The following is a 16,578-nucleotide window of genomic DNA, read 5'->3' on the forward strand; positions in this document are numbered from 1 at the left end:
CCCCGATGACGGACGAGCACGCGACCGATGAGCACGCGACCGATGAGCAGGTGACGGACGCGGAGCCGGGTGCAGGCGTGGTGGCGGCCGACGAAGCACCCGCGCGGGGCATCCCGAACGGGGTCGACGTCGCCCGCGCGCTCGAAGCGATCTTCATGGTCGTCGACGAGCCGCAGAGCGTCGTGGGTCTCGCGAGCGCCGTCGGGCGGCCCGTGAAGGAGGTGCGGGCGGCGATCGCCGAGCTCGTGGCCGACTACGACGGGCTGAGCCTCGACGGACGGCCGGCAGGGCCGCGGCGCGGCTTCGAGCTGCGCGAAGTCGGCGGCGGCTGGCGCATCTACGTGCGCAGCGAGCTCGACGAGGTCGTGCGCGACTTCGTGCACACGCAGAACCCCTCGAAGCTCTCGCAGGCGGCGCTCGAGACCCTCGCGGTCATCGCCTACAAGCAGCCCATCAGCCGCGGCGCGATCGCGTCGATCCGTGCCGTCAACGTCGACTCGGTCGTGCGCACGCTGCTCGGCCGCGGACTCATTACCGAGGCGTTCACCGACAGCGAGACGGGCGCGATCCACTACGAGACCACCGATCTGCTGCTCGTGCAGCTCGGCATCAACTCGCTCGACGAGCTGCCGAAGATCTCCCCGTTGCTCGACGACGGCAGCGAAGGGTTCGACGATGTCCGATAGGCACCGTGCCGACAAACGCGCCGACCGCGACCTCGTGCCCGACGTGGTCATCGACTGGTCCAGCGGCGACGCCTCCAGCAATCAGCGCGCGGGCGACTCCGCCACGAGCGAGCGCCTGCAGAAGGTGCTCGCGGCGGCGGGCGTCGCGAGCCGGCGCGTGTGCGAGAACCTCATCGTCGCCGGTCGCGTGACCGTCAACGGCGAGGTCGTCACCGAGTTGGGCTCGCGCGTCGAGCCCGCGACCGATCTCGTCGCGGTCGACGGCGTCGCCATCCAGCTCGACACGACCAAGCGCTACATCATGCTCAACAAGCCGACCGGAGTGGTCAGCTCGATGGCCGACGAGAACGGCCGCCGCGACCTGCGCGAGTTCACGCGCGAGTACGACGAGCGCCTGTTCAACGTCGGCCGCCTCGACGGCGAGACGAGCGGGCTCCTCCTGCTCACCAACGACGGCCCGCTCGCCAACGTGCTCGCGCACCCGCGCTACGGCGTCGAGAAGACCTACATCGCCAAGGTCACCGGCTCGGTTCAGGCCTCGACGCTGCGGAAGCTCAAAGAGGGCATCGAGCTCGACGACGGCCCCATCGCGGTCGACGCCGCGCGCGTGCTCGGCGCGCCCAGCAAGGGCCACTCGATGGTCGAACTCACCCTGCACTCGGGCCGCAACCGCATCGTGCGGCGCATGATGGCGGCGGTCGGGCACCCCGTCGTCGAGCTCGTGCGCCGGCAGTTCGGACCCCTGCACCTCGGCACGCTCGCCTCGGGACAGACGCGTGAGCTGACGGATGCCGAACGCGGCGCCCTGCTCACGATCGCCCGGGAGCACGAGCAGGCTGGCCCTGCGCCCGCGTCCTCGGGCACCACGCCATCCGGGGAGGGCGACGGATGACCGACCGCCGCCTGCAGGAGCAGGTGCACATCATCGGCGCCGGGCTGCTCGGCACGAGCATCGGGCTCGCGCTCTCGGAGAGGGGCGTCGACGTCACGCTCGCCGACACCTCGCCGACGGCCGTGCGGCTCGCGGTGGACTACGGCGCGGGCCGCGCTCCGCGCGCCGACGACCGACCCGGCCTCGTCGTGGTCGCGGTGCCGCCGGATGTCACGGCCGCGACGGTCGCGCGCGCGCTGGCCGAGCATCCCGAGGCCCTCGTCACCGATGTCGCGAGCGTCAAAGGCAGCGTGCTCGCCGAGCTGCGCGCGCTGGGTGCCGACGTCAGCCGCTACCTCGGCACCCACCCCATGGCCGGGCGCGAGCGCGGCGGGCCCATCTCGGCACGCGCCGACCTCTTCCTCGGCCGGCCGTGGGTGCTCGCCGGGCACGACGGCATCAGCTACCGCCGCGCGGGTGCGATCGAAGACCTCATCCTCGACGTCGGCGCCGTGCCGATCGAGATGAGCGTCGACGAGCACGACCGCTCGGTTGCGATGGTCAGCCATGTTCCGCAACTCGTCGCGAGCGCCATGGCCGCCCGGCTGCGCACGGCCTCGAACGGCGCCGTCGGCCTCGCCGGGCAGGGCGTGCGCGACGTCACGCGCATCGCGTCGAGCGACCCCGGGCTGTGGGTGCAGATCCTCTCCGCGAACGCGGCGCCCGTCGCCGAGATTCTGCGCGGCGTGCGCGACGACGTGGATGCCCTGCTCGCCGCCCTCGCCGACCCCGAGGCGCCCGGCTCGCGCCGCGCCCTCGCCGAGCTCATTGCCGCCGGCAACGCGGGAGTCGCCCGCATTCCGGGCAAGCACGGCGACGACCGCCGCTTCGCGCAGCTCGTCGTCATGATCGACGACACCCCCGGCCAGCTCGCCCGGCTGCTGACCGAGATCGGCGAGCTCGACATCAACATGGAAGACCTCCGGCTCGAGCACTCGCCCGGCGCGCCCATCGGCTTCGCCGAAGTCTCGGTGCTGCCCGAGGTCGAGCAGCGCCTCATCGATGAGCTCTCGGCGCGCGGCTGGCGCATCGCGGGCGCGAGCTGAGCATCCACCCCCGGCGCGCCGCCCGCTGCCGCCGACCCGCCCGAACCCGCCCCCACCCCTGACCTGATCCCACACCCCGGAAGGACCCCCATGAGCGACATCGTCGTGGCCGTCGACGGCCCCGCCGGCAGTGGCAAGTCGAGCGTGAGCCGCGAGGCGGCCCGGCGACTGGGCTTCGCGTACCTCGATACCGGTGCGGCCTACCGTGCGCTCGCCTGGCACTGCCTCGACGAGGGCGTCGATGTCGAGGACGCCACGGAGGTCGCTGAGCGGGTCGCCGCGTTCGACTACGCCATCGGCATGCAGCCCGACCACTACTTCGTGCGCGTCGGGGGAGAGGACATCACGCCTGACATCCGCGAGCCGCGCGTCACGGCTGTCGTGAGTGCCGTCGCCCGTGTGCCCGAGGTGCGCGCGGGGCTCACGGCGCTGTTCCGGCGGCTCATCGCCGAGGCCTCCGAACCGGGCGTCATCGTCGAAGGGCGCGACATCACCACCGTCGTCGCGCCGGATGCTGCGGTGCGGGTTCTGCTGACCGCCTCGCCAGAGGCTAGAATGGCGAGAAGGTCGGCAGAGTTGAGCGCTGTGTCGGCCGAGGCGACCGCGCAGCAGCTGGCCTCGCGGGATGCCCAAGATTCCCGTGTGGTCGACTTCATGAACGCCGCTGACGGCGTCACCACTCTCGACTCCACCGATCTCGACTTCGAGCACACGGTGCAGGCGCTCATCGACATCGTGCGCGCGGGGGCCTGAACCAGGGCTCTCGGGCGAAACACACGCCGCCCGCGGGCGGCGGAACAAGTGGGAGGATCCCATGACCGAGAACCCTGTCAACCCTGAGCTGTCTGGCGACGACGACGCCGAGTTCGCGAACGCCGAGGCGGCCGAAGCCGTCGCGGCGCGGCTCGCCGAACTCGACGACGACCTCGCCGACAAGCGCGCCGACGCCCTCATCGCGGGCCTCGCCGCCTACGACCTCGATGACGACGACCTCGAGCTGCTCGAGGGCGCCGAGCTGGGCGAATACGGCATCATCACGATGCCGGCCCTGCCCGTGCTCGCGATCGTCGGCCGCCCCAACGTCGGCAAGAGCGCGCTCGTCAACCGCATCATCGGCCGCCGCGAGGCCGTCGTGGAGGACACCCCCGGCGTCACCCGCGACCGCGTCACGTACAAGGCCGAGTGGAACGACCGCAAGTTCACCCTCGTCGACACCGGCGGCTGGGAGCCCGACGCCTCGGGCATCAACGCCTCCGTCGCCGCGCAGGCCGAAGTGGCCGTCGACCTCGCGGATGCGGTGCTCTTCGTCGTCGACGCCATGACCGGCCCGACCGCGACTGACGAGTTCGTCGTCAAGATGCTGCGCCGCTCGAAGAAGCCCGTCATCCTCGCCGGCAACAAGGTGGATGACGCGCGCCAGGAGCCCGAGGCCGCCGCGCTGTGGGGTCTCGGCCTCGGTCAGCCGTGGCCCGTCTCGGCCCTGCACGGCCGTGGTGTCGCCGACCTGCTCGACCACGTGCTCACCGTGCTGCCCGAGGTCTCGGCCGTGGCGAAGCAGGAGTTCGGCGGGCCTCGTCGCGTCGCCCTGCTCGGTCGCCCGAACGTCGGCAAGTCGAGCCTGCTCAACAAGGCGGCGCGCGAAGAGCGTGTCGTCGTCAACGAGCTCGCCGGCACGACACGCGACCCCATCGACGAGCAGATCGAGCTCGGCGGCAAGGTGTGGCGCTTCGTCGACACGGCCGGAATCCGTCGTCGCGTGCACCTGCAGCAGGGTGCCGACTTCTACGCGTCGCTGCGCACGGCCGCGGCGCTCGAGAAGGCGGAGGTCGCCGTCGTGCTCATCGACGTGACCGAGCCGCTCAGCGAGCAGGACGTGCGCATCATCGACCTCGTGCTCGAATCGGGTCGCGCGCTCGTGCTCGCCTTCAACAAGTGGGACCTGCTCGACGACGAGCGCCGCCGTTACCTCGAGCGCGAGATCGAGCAAGACCTGCACCACGTGGCGTGGGCGCCGCGCGTCAACATCTCGGCGCGCACGGGTCGTCACCTCGAGAAGCTCGTGCCGGCCCTCGAGGTCGCGCTCGAGTCGTGGGATACGCGCATCGCGACCGGCAAGCTCAACGCGTTCGTCGCCGAGCTGACGGCTGCGCATCCGCACCCCGTGCGTGGGGGCAAGCAGCCGCGCATCCTGTTCGCGACGCAGGCCTCGACGCGTCCGCCGACGTTCGTGCTCTTCACCACCGGATTCCTCGACCCGCAGTACCGCCGCTTCATTACGCGGCGGCTGCGCGAGGTCTGGGGTTTCGAGGGCACCCCCATCCAGGTCAATATGCGAGTCAGGGAGAAGAGGCAGCGCTAGCGCTGCCCGCAGAGGCCATTTCTGGCCTCTGCCCCTGACTCGCCGCGGCCCGTCCCGGGCCGCGGGCGGGAGAAAAGTCGGCGAACACGCCGCGGCCCGTCCCGGGCCGCGGGTCACTCCACGACTCTTCGCGCCGCCGAGAACTCGGTCACGACTCCAGGATGCCCCAGCGGCGTCGCGAGCACCGAGTCGGGTTCGCGCGCGGCGAGGTCGGGAAACCCGGCGGCGGCGAGCAGCTGATCGTCGAGGTGCAGCAGCTCGGCGTCGACGAGCGGCCACGGCTCGTGCGTGTTGCGTGCGTGGATGGTGCGCCCGAGGTGGCGTTCGTGGAACCCCCAGCGCGCGGTGAGGAAGCGGCTCAGTTCCGTGTCCACCGGGGTCGTGCCCGGCCGGGCATGAATGCGCGTCGTCGGGCGCGCGCCCGTACGACGGCGCCCCCGGTACTCGATCGTGGTGTCGTCGAGGCGTCGTTCGGCGTGCATCCATTGATACGGCAACCCGAAGAGCGCGCGAGCGGCGAGCACCGAGGGCAGCTGCTCGGCGTCGAGCGAGCGGAACACGACCCCGCGATTGCCGGCGTCGTCGATCGAGTAGGTGCGCACGTTGATCTCGATGAAGGTTCCGAGGCCCGGCACGGGCGGCAGCGGCAGGAACGCGTGGTCGCTCAGCACGAAGGGGATCAGCCCCACCCACGCATCGCCGTTCTCATCGACATCGGGCCGCGTTTCCGCGGGCAGGAACGGCGCGACCGCGTCGGGGGAGACGCGCCAGTGCAGGAAGACGAAGTCGCTCCAGCGCTGGCGGATGACCGCACGACCCGGCAGGGGCGGGGCGACCGCGCTCATCATCACGTTCCCATCATCCTCGCTTAGCCTGAACCCACCATGACGCACGATCCGCTCTCGAGCACGCCGCCGCCCCTGCCGACGGGCGCCGCGCGCGACCCTGGCGACGCCTGGGTCGAGGGCGACAACGGGCAGCGCTACTGGGGCCGCTTCGGCGCGGCGGGCCTGCTGGCGTGGCACCCCGAGGCGGGCATCCTGCTGCAGCACCGTGCCGTGTGGTCGCACCATGGCGGCACGTGGGGGCTTCCGGGCGGGGCGCGCAAGCAGGGCGAGTCGGCGGTGGATGCCGCGGTGCGCGAGGCGGGCGAAGAGGCCGGGGTGCCGGCCGACGCCGTAGAGCCGCTGTTCGAGAGCCTGTTCGACCTCGGCTACTGGTCGTACACGACCGTCGCGGTGCGCGTCGTGCGGCTGTTCGCCCCGATCGTCGCGGATGCCGAGAGCGTCGCCCTGCGCTGGGTTGCGATCGACGAGGTGGATGCGCTGCCCCTGCACCCCGGATTCGCCGCGAGCTGGCCGGCCCTCCGCGCGCAGCTGCCCGAGCGCTAGCCCGACGCTGCGCTCGTCGCCTCCGCTCGAGCCCGATCGCTCGACCCCGGGCGCGCCTCACCGGCTAGTCGCCGCCCCCGCCTCCGCCGCCATCCCCGCTTGAACCGCCACCCGAACCGCCGCTTGAACCGCCGCCGTCGAACCCGCCGCCGAGTCCGGTCTGCCCATCGCCGGGCCCACCCGACTCGGTTTCGCGCGACTCGCTCGACCGCGTGTCGCTCGCGATCAGTCCCCCATCGCCGCCGTCACGCTTCGTTCGAGCGGGCGCGGCGTTCGAGCGCCGCGTCGGAATGCCGATCGACAAGAAGACGACCCCCGCGGGGATGAAGGTGAAGCCGACGACCGTCATCTCGTCGATGAAGAGGAACGCCGTGCCGAGCACGATGAAGAGCAGGCCAACGGGGATGAAGACCCGGTGGGGGTTCGAGGCGGGAGGCGGCGTCGGTTCGGTCATGGTCTGAGCTAACTCCGTCAGCATCGGGAGGGCATCCCTCGCAGGAACGATCCGTTCTCCGCCGGTCGGGGGAGGCGTCAGTGCTCAGTCGCCTCCGCCGCCGCCGCCACCTCCGCCGTCGCCACCGGCACCGGCGCCGATGTCGCCGTAGTCGTGGTGCACGATGATCGCCGGGTTGTCGACCCCGGGGTGGGCATCGAGCGGGCGGTGCCGCTCGGGCGGGCGCCGCCGGCGCAGCACGAGGCCGATGACGACCGCCGCGACTCCGACCGAGATGAGCACTCCCGACCCGATGACGAGCTCGGCTTCAGGCAGCAGAGCGATGCCGACGACGATCGCGATCGCGCCGATGATGAGCAGAATGCGGTCAGTGTTCGCACCGACCGTCGCTCGCGCGGTGTGTCGAGTCCCCTGGTTCATGGCGCCATCGAACCACATGTCGACCGATCCTCGCATCAGGCCGCGGTTCAGGGGGTGTCGGGCTCGGCCGCTTCAAGCCGCTTGAGCGTTTCGAGTGCGTCGTCGGCCGCATCGCGGAACGGGTGCAGCACGGTCGAGACGGTGCCGTCGATGAGCGCCTGCCGGTAGAGGTGCGCTTGCCCGTCGGTGTGCACGGTGACGGCGATCGGGCACGTTGCTCCCGCTCGGCGCAGAGCGCCGGTCAGTACGAGGTTCGTGTCGACGTCGGGCACGGTCGAGATGATGAAGCGCACGCCGTGCAGGGGCAGGGTTTCCGGGAACTCCGGGCTGCGGGCATCGCCGAACACGACGTCGACGCGATCGGCGAGCTGAGCATCCTGCAACCGCACCTCGGCGAACGGATCCCACTCGACGAGCAGCACGCGGCATCCTTCGCCGACGAGCTCCCGGATGAGCTGGCTGCCGAAGCGCCCGTGCCCGAACACGATCGCGTCGTAGTGCTCGCCGCTCGCGGGCGCCTCGGTGCGGGTCACTCGCCGCTGCAGCCGATCGAGCCACGGTTCCAGGCGGCTCGCGATGGCTTCGGAGTGGGGGATGAGGTAGCTCGAGCCCGCGATCGTGATGAGGGCGACGAGCGTGATGAGGCCGACGATCTCGTCGTCGACGAGCCCGATGTCGCGTGTGAGGGCGATGAGGATGAGGCTGAATTCGCTGATCTGGGCGATCGCGAGGCCGGCGAGGAAGCCGACGCGGGCGGGGTAGCCCATGAGGCTCATGATGCCGATCATGATGATCGGGCTGCCGACGAGCACGAAGATCGACAGCGCGATGGCGAGCGGCACTTGCGCGCCGATCGCGCCGAAGTCGAGCTCGGCGCCGAGCACGATGAAGAAGAACAGCAGCAGGAAGTCGCGCAGCCCGCTGAGCGAGGCGTGCACCTGCTCGCGGTAGCGCGTGGAGGCGAGGGCGAACCCGGCGAGGAAGGCGCCGACCTCGATCGAGAATCCGAGCACGTCGGTGAGGGCGGCGATGCCGATCGCCCACGCGACACTCCACACGATGAGCAGCTCTTGGCTCGTCGCGACGCGGTCGAGCAGCCAGGGCAGCACCCACCGCATCGCGATGCCGATGCCGACGAGCAGGCCGCCGCCGCCGAGCAGGATGCGCAGCGCTTCCGCACCGACGTCGAGCGTTGCGCCGTCGGCCGCGCCCGAGCCGAGGCTCGTGAGCACGATCATGACGACGATGACGACGATGTCTTGCACGATGAGCAGGCCGAGGGCGACGCGGCCGTGTAGCTCGTCGAGTTGCCGCTGATCGCTCAGCAGCTTGACGACGATGATGGTCGACGAGAATGTGATCGCGACGCCGACGACCGCTGCGGCGACGAGGTCGAGCCCGAACAGCAGGGCGATGCCGAACCCGACGACGGCGGTGACGGCGATCTGGCCGAGTCCGGTCGCGAGGGCGACGGTGCCGACGGACCGCACGAGGGTCACGTCGAGCTTGAGGCCGACGAGGAACAGCAGGATGGCGATGCCGATCTCGGCGAAGAGCTCGAGCGCTTCGGCTTCGTGCACCCAGTCGAGCGCGCTCGGGCCGACGATGATGCCGACGACGATGAACGCGATGATCAGTGGTTGGCGGGCGCGGTGGGCGAGGAACGCGACGGCCGCGGCGAGCACGAGGATGAGCCCCGTGATGCCGAAAGTGTCGAGCTCGATCGCCATGGCCCCACGGTATCGCGAGCGGGCATCAGAGTCGGGCGGTACCGGTGCTCAATGGCCGGCTGCGGGGGCCTCCGCCAGTCAGCCCAGAAGGTCGAGCATGCGTTCGGTGACGAGGGGCGCGATCGCGATGCCCGTGAAGTCGTCGGGATGCACCCAGCGCAGTTCGGCGATCTCGGCACCCGCCCTGATCGCCTCGGCAGTTGCACGCTCGAGCACCGGCACCCGGAACACTTCGGCCTCGACGAGCATGCCCGCCTCGTTGGCGGCGGGGGCGAGGAAGGTGCCGAGCGGGTGGAGAGCATCCAGTGCGATTTCGAGGCCGAGCTCTTCGTGCAGTTCGCGTGCGAGGGTCTGCGCCCCCGTTTCGCCGAGCTCGTACTTGCCGCCGGGTTGCATGAACACGGTCGTTCCGGCCTTGCGCACGAGCAGCAGCCGGCCGTCGTCGTCGACGATGAGGGCCGCCGCCACGCGGATCACCGACGACTCGTCAGACTTCGGGGCCGCACCAGCGCCCCCACGGGGCTCGGGCGCCTCGCCCATCTAGTGGGTGCTCCCGCCGGGAAGGTCGGCGTCGTGGGGCGCCGCAGTGCGGGGTGCGGCTGTGCGGGGTGCTGCGGCGTGATGGTGCGACAGCGTGGTGGTGATGGCGATGCGGATGCCCCGCTCGAGCTCGTCGAGCGTGAACTGCGGGCCGCCGCCGAGCTGGGGCGTGGCGGGCACGTGGATGAATCCAGCCCGCATGCCCGGTCGTGTGGCGGCGATGCCCATGAGCTCGTAGAACACGTGGTTGCAGACGTAGCTGCCCGCGGTCAGGGAGACGTCGCTGGGGATGCCGGCAGCATCCAGCGCATGGGCGATCGCTTTCACGGGCAAGCCGGTGACGCGTGCGGTCGGGCCGCCGTGCTCGATCTCGGCGTCGCGCGGCTCGGCGCCGTCGTTGTCGGGGATGCGGGCGTCGGCGAGGTTGATGGCGATGCGCTCGGGAGTGATGGCGTGGCGTGTTTCGGCGAGTCCGAGGGCGATGACGATGTCGGGGTGGTGGGCGTCGATGGCGGCGGCCATCAGGGGAGCGGCGCGCGCGAACGACACGGGCAGCACCTCGCCGACGAGCCGGCAGTCGGGATGCCCGAGCTCGGTCAGTCGGCGGACGACGTCGCCGCTCGGGTTGACGGGCGCTCCGGCGAACGGTTCGAACCCGGTGACGAGCACGGTGGGAGGGGTCGACGGCGTCATGCGTCCAGCCTGTCACGCCTGCTTGGGGTGTCGGGCATCGAGCCCGCGCGCCGTGTGTTCACGCGCGCCAGACGCGCTCACGCGCTCACGCGCTCACGCAGGCCCCCAGGCGCGCAGGCGCGCAGGTTCTCAGGCGTTCAGGGCGTCGAGTAGCGCCCGACTGCGCGTCGGCATCTCGCGCACGCGCTCGATCTCGTCGCTGCGCCGGTCGCGCACGCGCTCGATCTCAGGGCCGCGCCCGTCGTCGGGCGGCACGAGCAGGTAGCGCGGGCCGTCGCGGCGGATCTCCCAGCCGTTGTTGTGCGCGAGCAGGTGGTGATGTCGGCAGAGCAGGATTCCGTCGGCGACGTCGGTGCGCCCGCCGTCGCGCTGCCAGTGCTCGATGTGGTGGGCTTCGCACCAGGAGGGTGGTCGTTCGCAGCCGGGCCACCGGCATCCGCCGTCGCGGGCGGCGAGCGCGACGCGCTGCGCCCGGCTGAACAGGCGCCGCTCGCGCCCCAGGTTGAGGGGCTGGCCGGCGTTGTCGGGGTGGCCGTCGACGGTGAGTGTGACCGTGCCGGTGCTGCACGCGAGGCGCTCGACTGTGGCGATGGAGACGGCGTCAGGCTGGCCCTCGAGGAATCCGCGGCCCTGCCGGGCGTCGAGCGCCCGCGCCGCGACGATGACGCGCACGCCGATGGGTGCGTCGCCGAGCAGCTGCGAGGTATCGGCGGCGACGCCCTGCCGGAGCAGCTCGGCGATCGTGTCGCTCGCCCGCTGCTCGGGGGTGCGGTCGTCGTCGAGGTCGGACGCGCCGGCGCCGGTGGAGGTGTCGGCAGCGGACGGGGACGGCGCGGCCGATGGGGCGCCGTCGTCGAAGCTCGGCATCGAACGCTTCGGCGAGGTGACGCGGTCGTAGACGTCGCTCACGATCGCGAAGGTCTCGGGATCGAGCACCCAGTGCGCGTAGCCCATGCCGTCAGCACGACGCCCGAGCCGGAACGAGCGCTGCGCCCGCCGAGCCTCCTCGCGCTCGGGCAGGCCGAGCAGGTCGAGGTCGTCGCGCATCGCCCGTGCTTCGCGCGCGGCGCGGTCGGCGTCGAGCTCGGCCACGCGAGGCAGCAACTGCTCGGCCGCGGCGTCGAGCATCTCGGCCGTCAGCGCGGGGGAGGGCGAGCCCAGTCCGAGGCGCACCGCGTCGGCGACGGCCACGCTCACTCGACCCTCGAGTACGGCGATGCCGAGCGCCGAAGTGGGTGTCGAACCGCCTGCCGAACCGCCGGCCGAACCGACTGTCGAACCAGGCTGCGCTTCACCGTCAACCCCGAGAGGGCCGGCATCGGCCCCCGCCATCGCCGCCCCGACCCGCACCGCTGCTCGGGCATCCGCGACGCGCGTGCCGGTCGTGACGCGCACGAGTTCGTCGGGGGTGCGATGACCCGTGCGCTGCGCGAGCCCCTCCGACCCCAGCTCGGGAGCCGATCGGCGCGCGATCTCTCCCGCCAGCAGCGACACGTGCAGTTGCGCGAGGCGCACCTCGTCAGCCGCGACGCGCGTGAGCGCGAGCAACGCGTCGTCGCCCAGGGAACGATAGAGGTCGAGCTCGCGGGGGACGCGCGTGAGAGCATCCACCGCCGCGGACAGCGCCCCGCCGACTGCGTGCCCTGCGGCGTCGTGCCCGGCAGTGTCGTGCCCTGCTGCGTCATGCCCTGCAGCGTCGTGCCCGGCGGCATCGTGCGGGGCGGCATCGTGCGGGGCGTCCGCGACGTCGAGTGGCGTCACGAGCATCGTCATCACGCGCCACCCCTTCCGCCGCTCGGCTCGATCTGGATGGTTCGAACATACATTCGACGACCGACATCGGGGGCGGAGCATCCACAGGGGAAGAATCAGGCGCGGGGTGGCTCCGGCGGCGACGCAACATCCGGCGACGAAGGCGGCGACGCGACATCGGGCGACGAAGGCGGCGACGCGACGTCAGGGGCAGGCGGCGCGGCAGCAGCGGCGTCGGCCGCAGCAGCGTCGGCCGCACCCGGCCCAGCAGGAGGCACCCCCGGCCCGTCACCCGGCGCCCGCTGCGACCCGGCGAGCGAGAAGAACACGACCCCGACGCCCAAGAACGTGATGCCGAGCGCGATGTTGTCGGGCATGACGATCGTGAACACGACGCCGACGGCGAAGAAGGTGATGCCGGTGGCCATCCAGGCTCCGCGCGCGCCCGCCGATCCGCTGCGGTCGGGCGTCGATTCCGACGGGGGATGCTCACTCACGCTCCCCACGATATCCACTGCCCCGGCACGGCGGGCGTAGCATCACGCCCATGACCGAGACCCTCACCCCGCGCCGCACCCGCCTCGTGCTGCTGGTCGTGAGCCTCTCGCTCATGACGGTCGTCTCGGCCGTGAGCGGACTCAACGTCGCCCTGCCGAGCCTCGCCCGCGCGACGGGCGCGAGCCAGACCGAGCTCACCTGGATCGTCGACGCCTACACCGTCATCTTCGCCGGCCTGCTGCTCGCCTCGGGGGCGATCGGCGACCGGGTGGGCCGCAAGGGCGTCCTCTTGGTGGGCCTCGCGATCTTCGGCGTCGCGGCGGGCGCCGCCGCCTTCGCCGAGGACCCCGAGACCCTCATCGCCCTGCGCGCCGTCATGGGCATCGGCGCCGCCGCGATCATGCCGACGACGCTCTCGGTCATCACGACCACATTCCCCGAGAGCGAGCGCGGCAAAGCCGTGGGCGTGTGGGTCGGCGTCGCCGGCGGGGGAGCCGCGATCGGTGTTTTCGTCGCCGCCGTGCTGCTGCAGTGGTTCGAGTGGCCGTCGTTCTTCTGGCTCAACGTGAGCCTCGCGGCCATCGGCTTCGTGGGCACAGCGCTGGTGGTTCCCCAGGGGCGAGACGAGCATCCACCCCGCTTCGACGGCCTGGGCGCGGTGCTGAGCCTGCTCGCGGTCGGCGGCATCGTGTTCGGCATCATCGAGATCCCAGAACGGGGCTGGGATGACCCGCTCGCGCTCGGTGCCCTCGCCGTCGGGCTGGCCGCGCTCGTGGCGTTCGTGCTGTGGGAGTGGCGCTCGCCGGCCCCGCTGCTCGACCCGCGGCTGTTCCGCGTGCGCGGGTTCAGCATGGGCAGCCTGTCGCTCTCGGTGCAGTTCTTCGCCGCGTTCGGCTTCTTCTTCGCGGCCCTGCAGTACCTGCAGTTCGTGGCCGGACTGAGCCCGCTGTGGGCGGCGGCGTGCCTGCTGCCGATGCCGTTCATCCTCATCCCGCTCGCGCGCGTCTCGCCGCGCCTGGCCGAGCGCTTCGGATACCGCCGCGTGGCCCCCGTCGGCCTCCTCCTCATCGCCGCCGCGTTCGTCGTCTTCGCCCAACTCGAGGTCGAGCTGAACTACGCCGTCTTCGGCACCGGCATCGTGCTCTTCGCCATCGGCATGGCCCTCTCGGGCGCTCCGTCGACGACCGCGATCACCCAGTCCCTGCCCGCTTCGAAGCAGGGCGTAGCCTCTGCGGTCAACGACACCGCCCGCGAGTTCGGCAGCGCTCTCGGCATCGCCGTGCTCGGCAGCATCCTCACGGCCACCTACAAATCCGGCGTGCAGGATGCGATCGCGGGCCTCCCGCCCACGATCGCCTCGGCCATCGAATCCTCGATCGCCTTCACCCAATCCCCGCGGGTCGCCGACTTCGGAGCCGCCGCCACCCCCATCATCGCCGCCGCGAAAGAGTCCTTCCTCTCCGGCGTGACAACGGCCCTCCTGACGGCGGCGTGCGTGCTCACCGTAACGGCGCTGCTGACGGCGACTTTTGGTCCGCGTCGCCCGTCTCCGGATGCCCCGCCGCCCCCTCCCGCGAGTGTCACGCCCCCGCCCCCAACGCGCTAGACTCTCTCTTCGTGCCCACGGGCACAGCCACGGGCTGTGGCGCAGCTTGGTAGCGCACTTGACTGGGGGTCAAGGGGTCGCAGGTTCAAATCCTGTCAGCCCGACGAAACGAAAAAAGAGGGAGCCTTTGGCTCCCTCTTTTTTCGTTTCCCCGGGCGTGAATCGGGTGAGCACCTGCGAGCAGGTGGGCCCCCGGCGCGAGGGGCCCCAGTCGCGGCTCCGCCGCGTCTGGGGGAGCACCAGGGACAAATCCCAACCTGCCACGCGGAACCGGCGCCGAGCACCGCTCGGCGCCGCGAGCAGAGCTACGAGCCGAGATACTCCCGCATCGCGCGAACTGCTTCGACCATGCCGTACCGAGTCTCGAGAACATCAAGCGTCCCTTCGCGTGTCAGCTGCGGCCCCAACCGCCCCGATCGGGCCACGATCTCATCCACTGCGGCGATGGCCCCGCGTGGGCTGAGATCGACGGTGTTGCGCGCGAACTCTGCAGCCCCTAGAACTTCGATCCCGGCTGGCAAGAGCTCGGCAGGAAAGTGCCGGAGATTCTCGGTGACGATCACTTCGGCGCCGCCAACGACGGCCGCCGCGACGACGTGCTCGTCGTCGGGGTCAGGCAGACCAAACGTGCCGTCGAGACCTTCCCAACCGAGAATGACCGAGTCAGAGAAGTGCTCGCGCATCTGTGCAATGAGTGCGTGAGCACGTTGTTCAGCTTCGCGTTCGTCGACACCGCGCTTCATGAGCTTCAATGCCTCGTGATACTCGAGTTCTTCAAGAATCGCCTCGCTCCACACAGCTCGGTATGCACCCTGGATGTGTAGCGAGAGCAAGAAGTCGCGCTGCAAGCTTGGCCACACCACATTGGTGTCGAGCAACGCAACAAACACTTGCTCAGAATGTCAGATCGAGCCTTTGTCCGCTCGTCGCTTGGCAATCGCACGCCGTGTTTCTCGAAGTTGCGCGAGTACTTCCTCAATCGGCGCATCGTCGTCAACGTCGACGCGCATCGCCTCGAGTGCCGCGTATTGCTCGTCGCGTCGAGCCTTCTGAAACTCCAATACGTCGTGCAGTGAGAGTCGACGGTGAGAGTTCACTTTTGTGAACGAGATGCGCCCTTCATCGAGAAACTTAATGAGCGTGGGGCGGCTGATCCCGAGCAGTTCGGCGGCCTGGCTCGTCGTTAGCGTGGTCGACCGGGGCGCGATCGTCACTGCCATGCCGCGACTCATCGCGTCGGTAACATGCACCAACAGGCGGTACATCTCTTCGGGCAACTCGATCTGCTCGCCTGCATCGGGCCCGGCCAGAAGGAATCGGCGAGCGACCGCCCCTCGGCCCGCCGCCTCATGCGCAGCGATGAAATCGTGTACTCGGGCGAGTTGCTCACTGTTCGTGGGCTCGTACGTAGTGCTATCTAGTGTGTTTGCAGACATCACGATCACTTCCTATCCTAGACGCTATCTTCGCACATTGTTACGTTTTTTGCGTTTACTGCACACTCTACGGTAAGAGTCGCCTCCGACATGCAGCCCAGATCATCGCTCAGCACGCCTTGGTCCCCATCTCGCCTGCCTCGACGCTCACCTGGGGGCGCATCACTAGCTGCACGCCACGTGTGCCGACCTGCTGCCAAGGGCGGGACCGAAGACAGCTCCAACCAAAAAACAGTCCGCGCCCCTGTCCTCCCTCTACCCCCGCCTTCGTCGCCCTGATGTAATGACCCCCAACCGAAGGCAGGTCAACCAGTGCGCTACATGATCCTCATCCACTCGAACGAGACCGCCGAGGCGGCTTGGGCCGACGGACTCCAGCAGTCCCTCTACGACACTCACGATGCGATCATCGAAGAGCTCATCGCGAAGGAGGAGTTCGTCGACACCAACGAGCTCGACACCGAGAACGTCACGGTGATCGGCCACCACAACGGCCAGCCCATCACGACGCGCGGCCCGTTCACCGAGGGCACGGAGTTCGTCGGCGGCTACTACATCGTCGACGTCGCGAGCCACGAGCGCGCGGTCGAGATCGCCGGCCGTTTCGCCGAGGCGAAGCATTCGCCGATCGAGGTCCGCCGCCTGATGCACACGGAACAGGCAAGCTGATGCGCTACCTCCTGCTCATCGTGAGCGACCCCGCCGCCCCCGCCTACGTGCCCGAAGAAGACAACATCGAGGAGTGGGTGGCCGACCTCGAGCGCCGCGGAGCCGCCATCGTCGGCGACCGCCTGCGCCCGCCTTCCGACGCCACGACGGTGACGGTGCGCGACGGCAAGACGATCCTCACCGACGGCCCTTTCACTGAGTCGAAGGAGTGGATCGCCGGCTTCGACCTCATCGAGGTCGACAACCTCGACGAGGCGATCGAGCTCGCGGCCGCGCACCCCATGGCCCGCTTCGGCCTCGTCGAGGTGCGCCCGCTCTGGCCGCTCGAACTGGGCGCCTAGGCAGAGCAGCACCGAAACGATCAGGC

General features: G+C 70.3%; 19 protein-coding genes and 1 tRNA gene. 10 read left to right on the forward strand and 10 right to left on the reverse strand.

Annotation, left to right across the window (positions count from 1 at the left end):
- The first annotated feature begins 5 nt into the window (after nucleotides 1-5).
- From scpB to der, 5 genes are all read left to right on the forward strand, one after another.
- Nucleotides 6-686, forward strand: coding sequence for an SMC-Scp complex subunit ScpB (scpB, locus tag NNL39_RS10620; RefSeq protein WP_255159251.1), 681 nt, complete (start codon nucleotides 6-8; stop codon nucleotides 684-686).
- Nucleotides 676-1,578, forward strand: coding sequence for a pseudouridine synthase (locus NNL39_RS10625; protein ID WP_255159252.1), 903 nt, complete (start codon nucleotides 676-678; stop codon nucleotides 1,576-1,578). The genes scpB and NNL39_RS10625 overlap by 11 nt, the downstream gene beginning before the upstream one ends.
- Nucleotides 1,575-2,663: a prephenate dehydrogenase gene (locus NNL39_RS10630; protein WP_255159253.1), complete on the forward strand. Its 1,089-nt coding sequence runs from the start codon at nucleotides 1,575-1,577 to the stop codon at nucleotides 2,661-2,663. Before NNL39_RS10625 ends, NNL39_RS10630 begins: the two co-directional genes overlap by 4 nt.
- A 90-nt stretch (nucleotides 2,664-2,753) precedes the next feature.
- A complete protein-coding gene (cmk, locus tag NNL39_RS10635) occupies nucleotides 2,754-3,416 on the forward strand; it encodes a (d)CMP kinase (protein WP_255159254.1) in 663 nt (220 codons plus the stop codon).
- A 61-nt stretch (nucleotides 3,417-3,477) separates the two neighbouring features.
- Nucleotides 3,478-5,022, forward strand: a complete 1,545-nt coding sequence (der, locus tag NNL39_RS10640) for a ribosome biogenesis GTPase Der (protein ID WP_255159255.1) — start codon at nucleotides 3,478-3,480, stop codon at nucleotides 5,020-5,022.
- A 113-nt stretch (nucleotides 5,023-5,135) separates the two neighbouring features.
- Here the strand turns inward: der and NNL39_RS10645 are convergent, their stop codons facing one another.
- Nucleotides 5,136-5,870 (reverse strand): YqjF family protein, encoded by a 735-nt coding sequence (locus tag NNL39_RS10645; protein ID WP_255160937.1) that lies wholly within the window; start codon nucleotides 5,868-5,870, stop codon nucleotides 5,136-5,138.
- Nucleotides 5,871-5,906: 36 nt separating this feature from the next.
- On the opposite strand from NNL39_RS10645, the gene NNL39_RS10650 reads away from it, so the two are divergent.
- Nucleotides 5,907-6,413, forward strand: a complete 507-nt coding sequence (locus NNL39_RS10650) for an NUDIX domain-containing protein (RefSeq protein WP_255159256.1) — start codon at nucleotides 5,907-5,909, stop codon at nucleotides 6,411-6,413.
- 64 nt (nucleotides 6,414-6,477) lie between these two features.
- Here NNL39_RS10650 and NNL39_RS10655 read toward each other — a convergent pair whose 3' ends face one another.
- The 7 genes from NNL39_RS10655 to NNL39_RS10685 all read right to left on the reverse strand — a co-directional run bounded on the left by NNL39_RS10655 (nucleotide 6,478) and on the right by NNL39_RS10685 (nucleotide 12,499).
- The gene (locus NNL39_RS10655) at nucleotides 6,478-6,867 is read right to left on the reverse strand and encodes a hypothetical protein (RefSeq protein WP_255159257.1); all 390 of its coding nucleotides are present in this window, start codon (nucleotides 6,865-6,867) and stop codon (nucleotides 6,478-6,480) included.
- 84 nt (nucleotides 6,868-6,951) lie between these two features.
- Nucleotides 6,952-7,305, reverse strand: a complete 354-nt coding sequence (locus tag NNL39_RS10660; protein ID WP_255159258.1) for a hypothetical protein — start codon at nucleotides 7,303-7,305, stop codon at nucleotides 6,952-6,954.
- A gap of 29 nt (nucleotides 7,306-7,334) precedes the next feature.
- Nucleotides 7,335-9,017: a cation:proton antiporter gene (locus NNL39_RS10665; protein ID WP_255159259.1), complete on the reverse strand. Its 1,683-nt coding sequence runs from the start codon at nucleotides 9,015-9,017 to the stop codon at nucleotides 7,335-7,337.
- Between the two features lie 78 nt (nucleotides 9,018-9,095).
- Complete coding sequence (locus NNL39_RS10670) at nucleotides 9,096-9,494, reverse strand: NUDIX hydrolase (protein WP_255159260.1); 399 nt, start codon at nucleotides 9,492-9,494, stop codon at nucleotides 9,096-9,098.
- A gap of 63 nt (nucleotides 9,495-9,557) precedes the next feature.
- On the reverse strand, nucleotides 9,558-10,250 hold the full coding sequence (gene pcp, locus NNL39_RS10675; protein ID WP_255159261.1) for a pyroglutamyl-peptidase I: 693 nt from the start codon (nucleotides 10,248-10,250) through the stop codon (nucleotides 9,558-9,560).
- Nucleotides 10,251-10,379: 129 nt separating this feature from the next.
- Nucleotides 10,380-12,023: an HNH endonuclease signature motif containing protein gene (locus NNL39_RS10680; RefSeq protein WP_255160938.1), complete on the reverse strand. Its 1,644-nt coding sequence runs from the start codon at nucleotides 12,021-12,023 to the stop codon at nucleotides 10,380-10,382.
- A 95-nt stretch (nucleotides 12,024-12,118) separates the two neighbouring features.
- Nucleotides 12,119-12,499, reverse strand: a complete 381-nt coding sequence (locus NNL39_RS10685; RefSeq protein ID WP_255159262.1) for a hypothetical protein — start codon at nucleotides 12,497-12,499, stop codon at nucleotides 12,119-12,121.
- Nucleotides 12,500-12,549: 50 nt separating this feature from the next.
- Here NNL39_RS10685 and NNL39_RS10690 point away from each other — a divergent pair, with 50 nt between their 5' ends.
- Both NNL39_RS10690 and NNL39_RS10695 read left to right on the forward strand, forming a co-directional pair.
- Complete coding sequence (locus tag NNL39_RS10690; protein ID WP_255159263.1) at nucleotides 12,550-14,106, forward strand: MFS transporter; 1,557 nt, start codon at nucleotides 12,550-12,552, stop codon at nucleotides 14,104-14,106.
- 30 nt (nucleotides 14,107-14,136) lie between these two features.
- A tRNA-Pro gene (locus NNL39_RS10695) sits at nucleotides 14,137-14,210 on the forward strand.
- A 201-nt stretch (nucleotides 14,211-14,411) separates the two neighbouring features.
- On the opposite strand, the gene NNL39_RS10700 is transcribed toward NNL39_RS10695, so the two are convergent.
- Both NNL39_RS10700 and NNL39_RS10705 read right to left on the reverse strand, forming a co-directional pair.
- Entirely contained in the window at nucleotides 14,412-14,984 is a 573-nt protein-coding gene (locus NNL39_RS10700; RefSeq protein WP_255159264.1) for a PIN domain-containing protein, read from the reverse strand.
- A 24-nt stretch (nucleotides 14,985-15,008) separates the two neighbouring features.
- Nucleotides 15,009-15,542 carry a helix-turn-helix domain-containing protein gene (locus tag NNL39_RS10705; RefSeq protein WP_255160939.1) on the reverse strand — a complete coding sequence of 178 codons (534 nt, stop codon included), beginning with the start codon at nucleotides 15,540-15,542 and terminating at the stop codon, nucleotides 15,009-15,011.
- Nucleotides 15,543-15,863: 321 nt separating this feature from the next.
- On the opposite strand from NNL39_RS10705, the gene NNL39_RS10710 reads away from it, so the two are divergent.
- Together NNL39_RS10710 and NNL39_RS10715 are read left to right on the forward strand one after the other, a co-directional pair.
- On the forward strand, nucleotides 15,864-16,211 hold the full coding sequence (locus NNL39_RS10710; RefSeq protein WP_255160940.1) for a YciI family protein: 348 nt from the start codon (nucleotides 15,864-15,866) through the stop codon (nucleotides 16,209-16,211).
- The gene (locus tag NNL39_RS10715; protein ID WP_255159265.1) at nucleotides 16,211-16,552 is read left to right on the forward strand and encodes a YciI family protein; all 342 of its coding nucleotides are present in this window, start codon (nucleotides 16,211-16,213) and stop codon (nucleotides 16,550-16,552) included. The genes NNL39_RS10710 and NNL39_RS10715 overlap by 1 nt, the downstream gene beginning before the upstream one ends.
- Nucleotides 16,553-16,578: the final 26 nt, after the last annotated feature.

The sequence above is a fragment of the Microcella humidisoli genome (assembly GCF_024362325.1).
GTDB lineage: Bacteria > Actinomycetota > Actinomycetes > Actinomycetales > Microbacteriaceae > Microcella > Microcella humidisoli.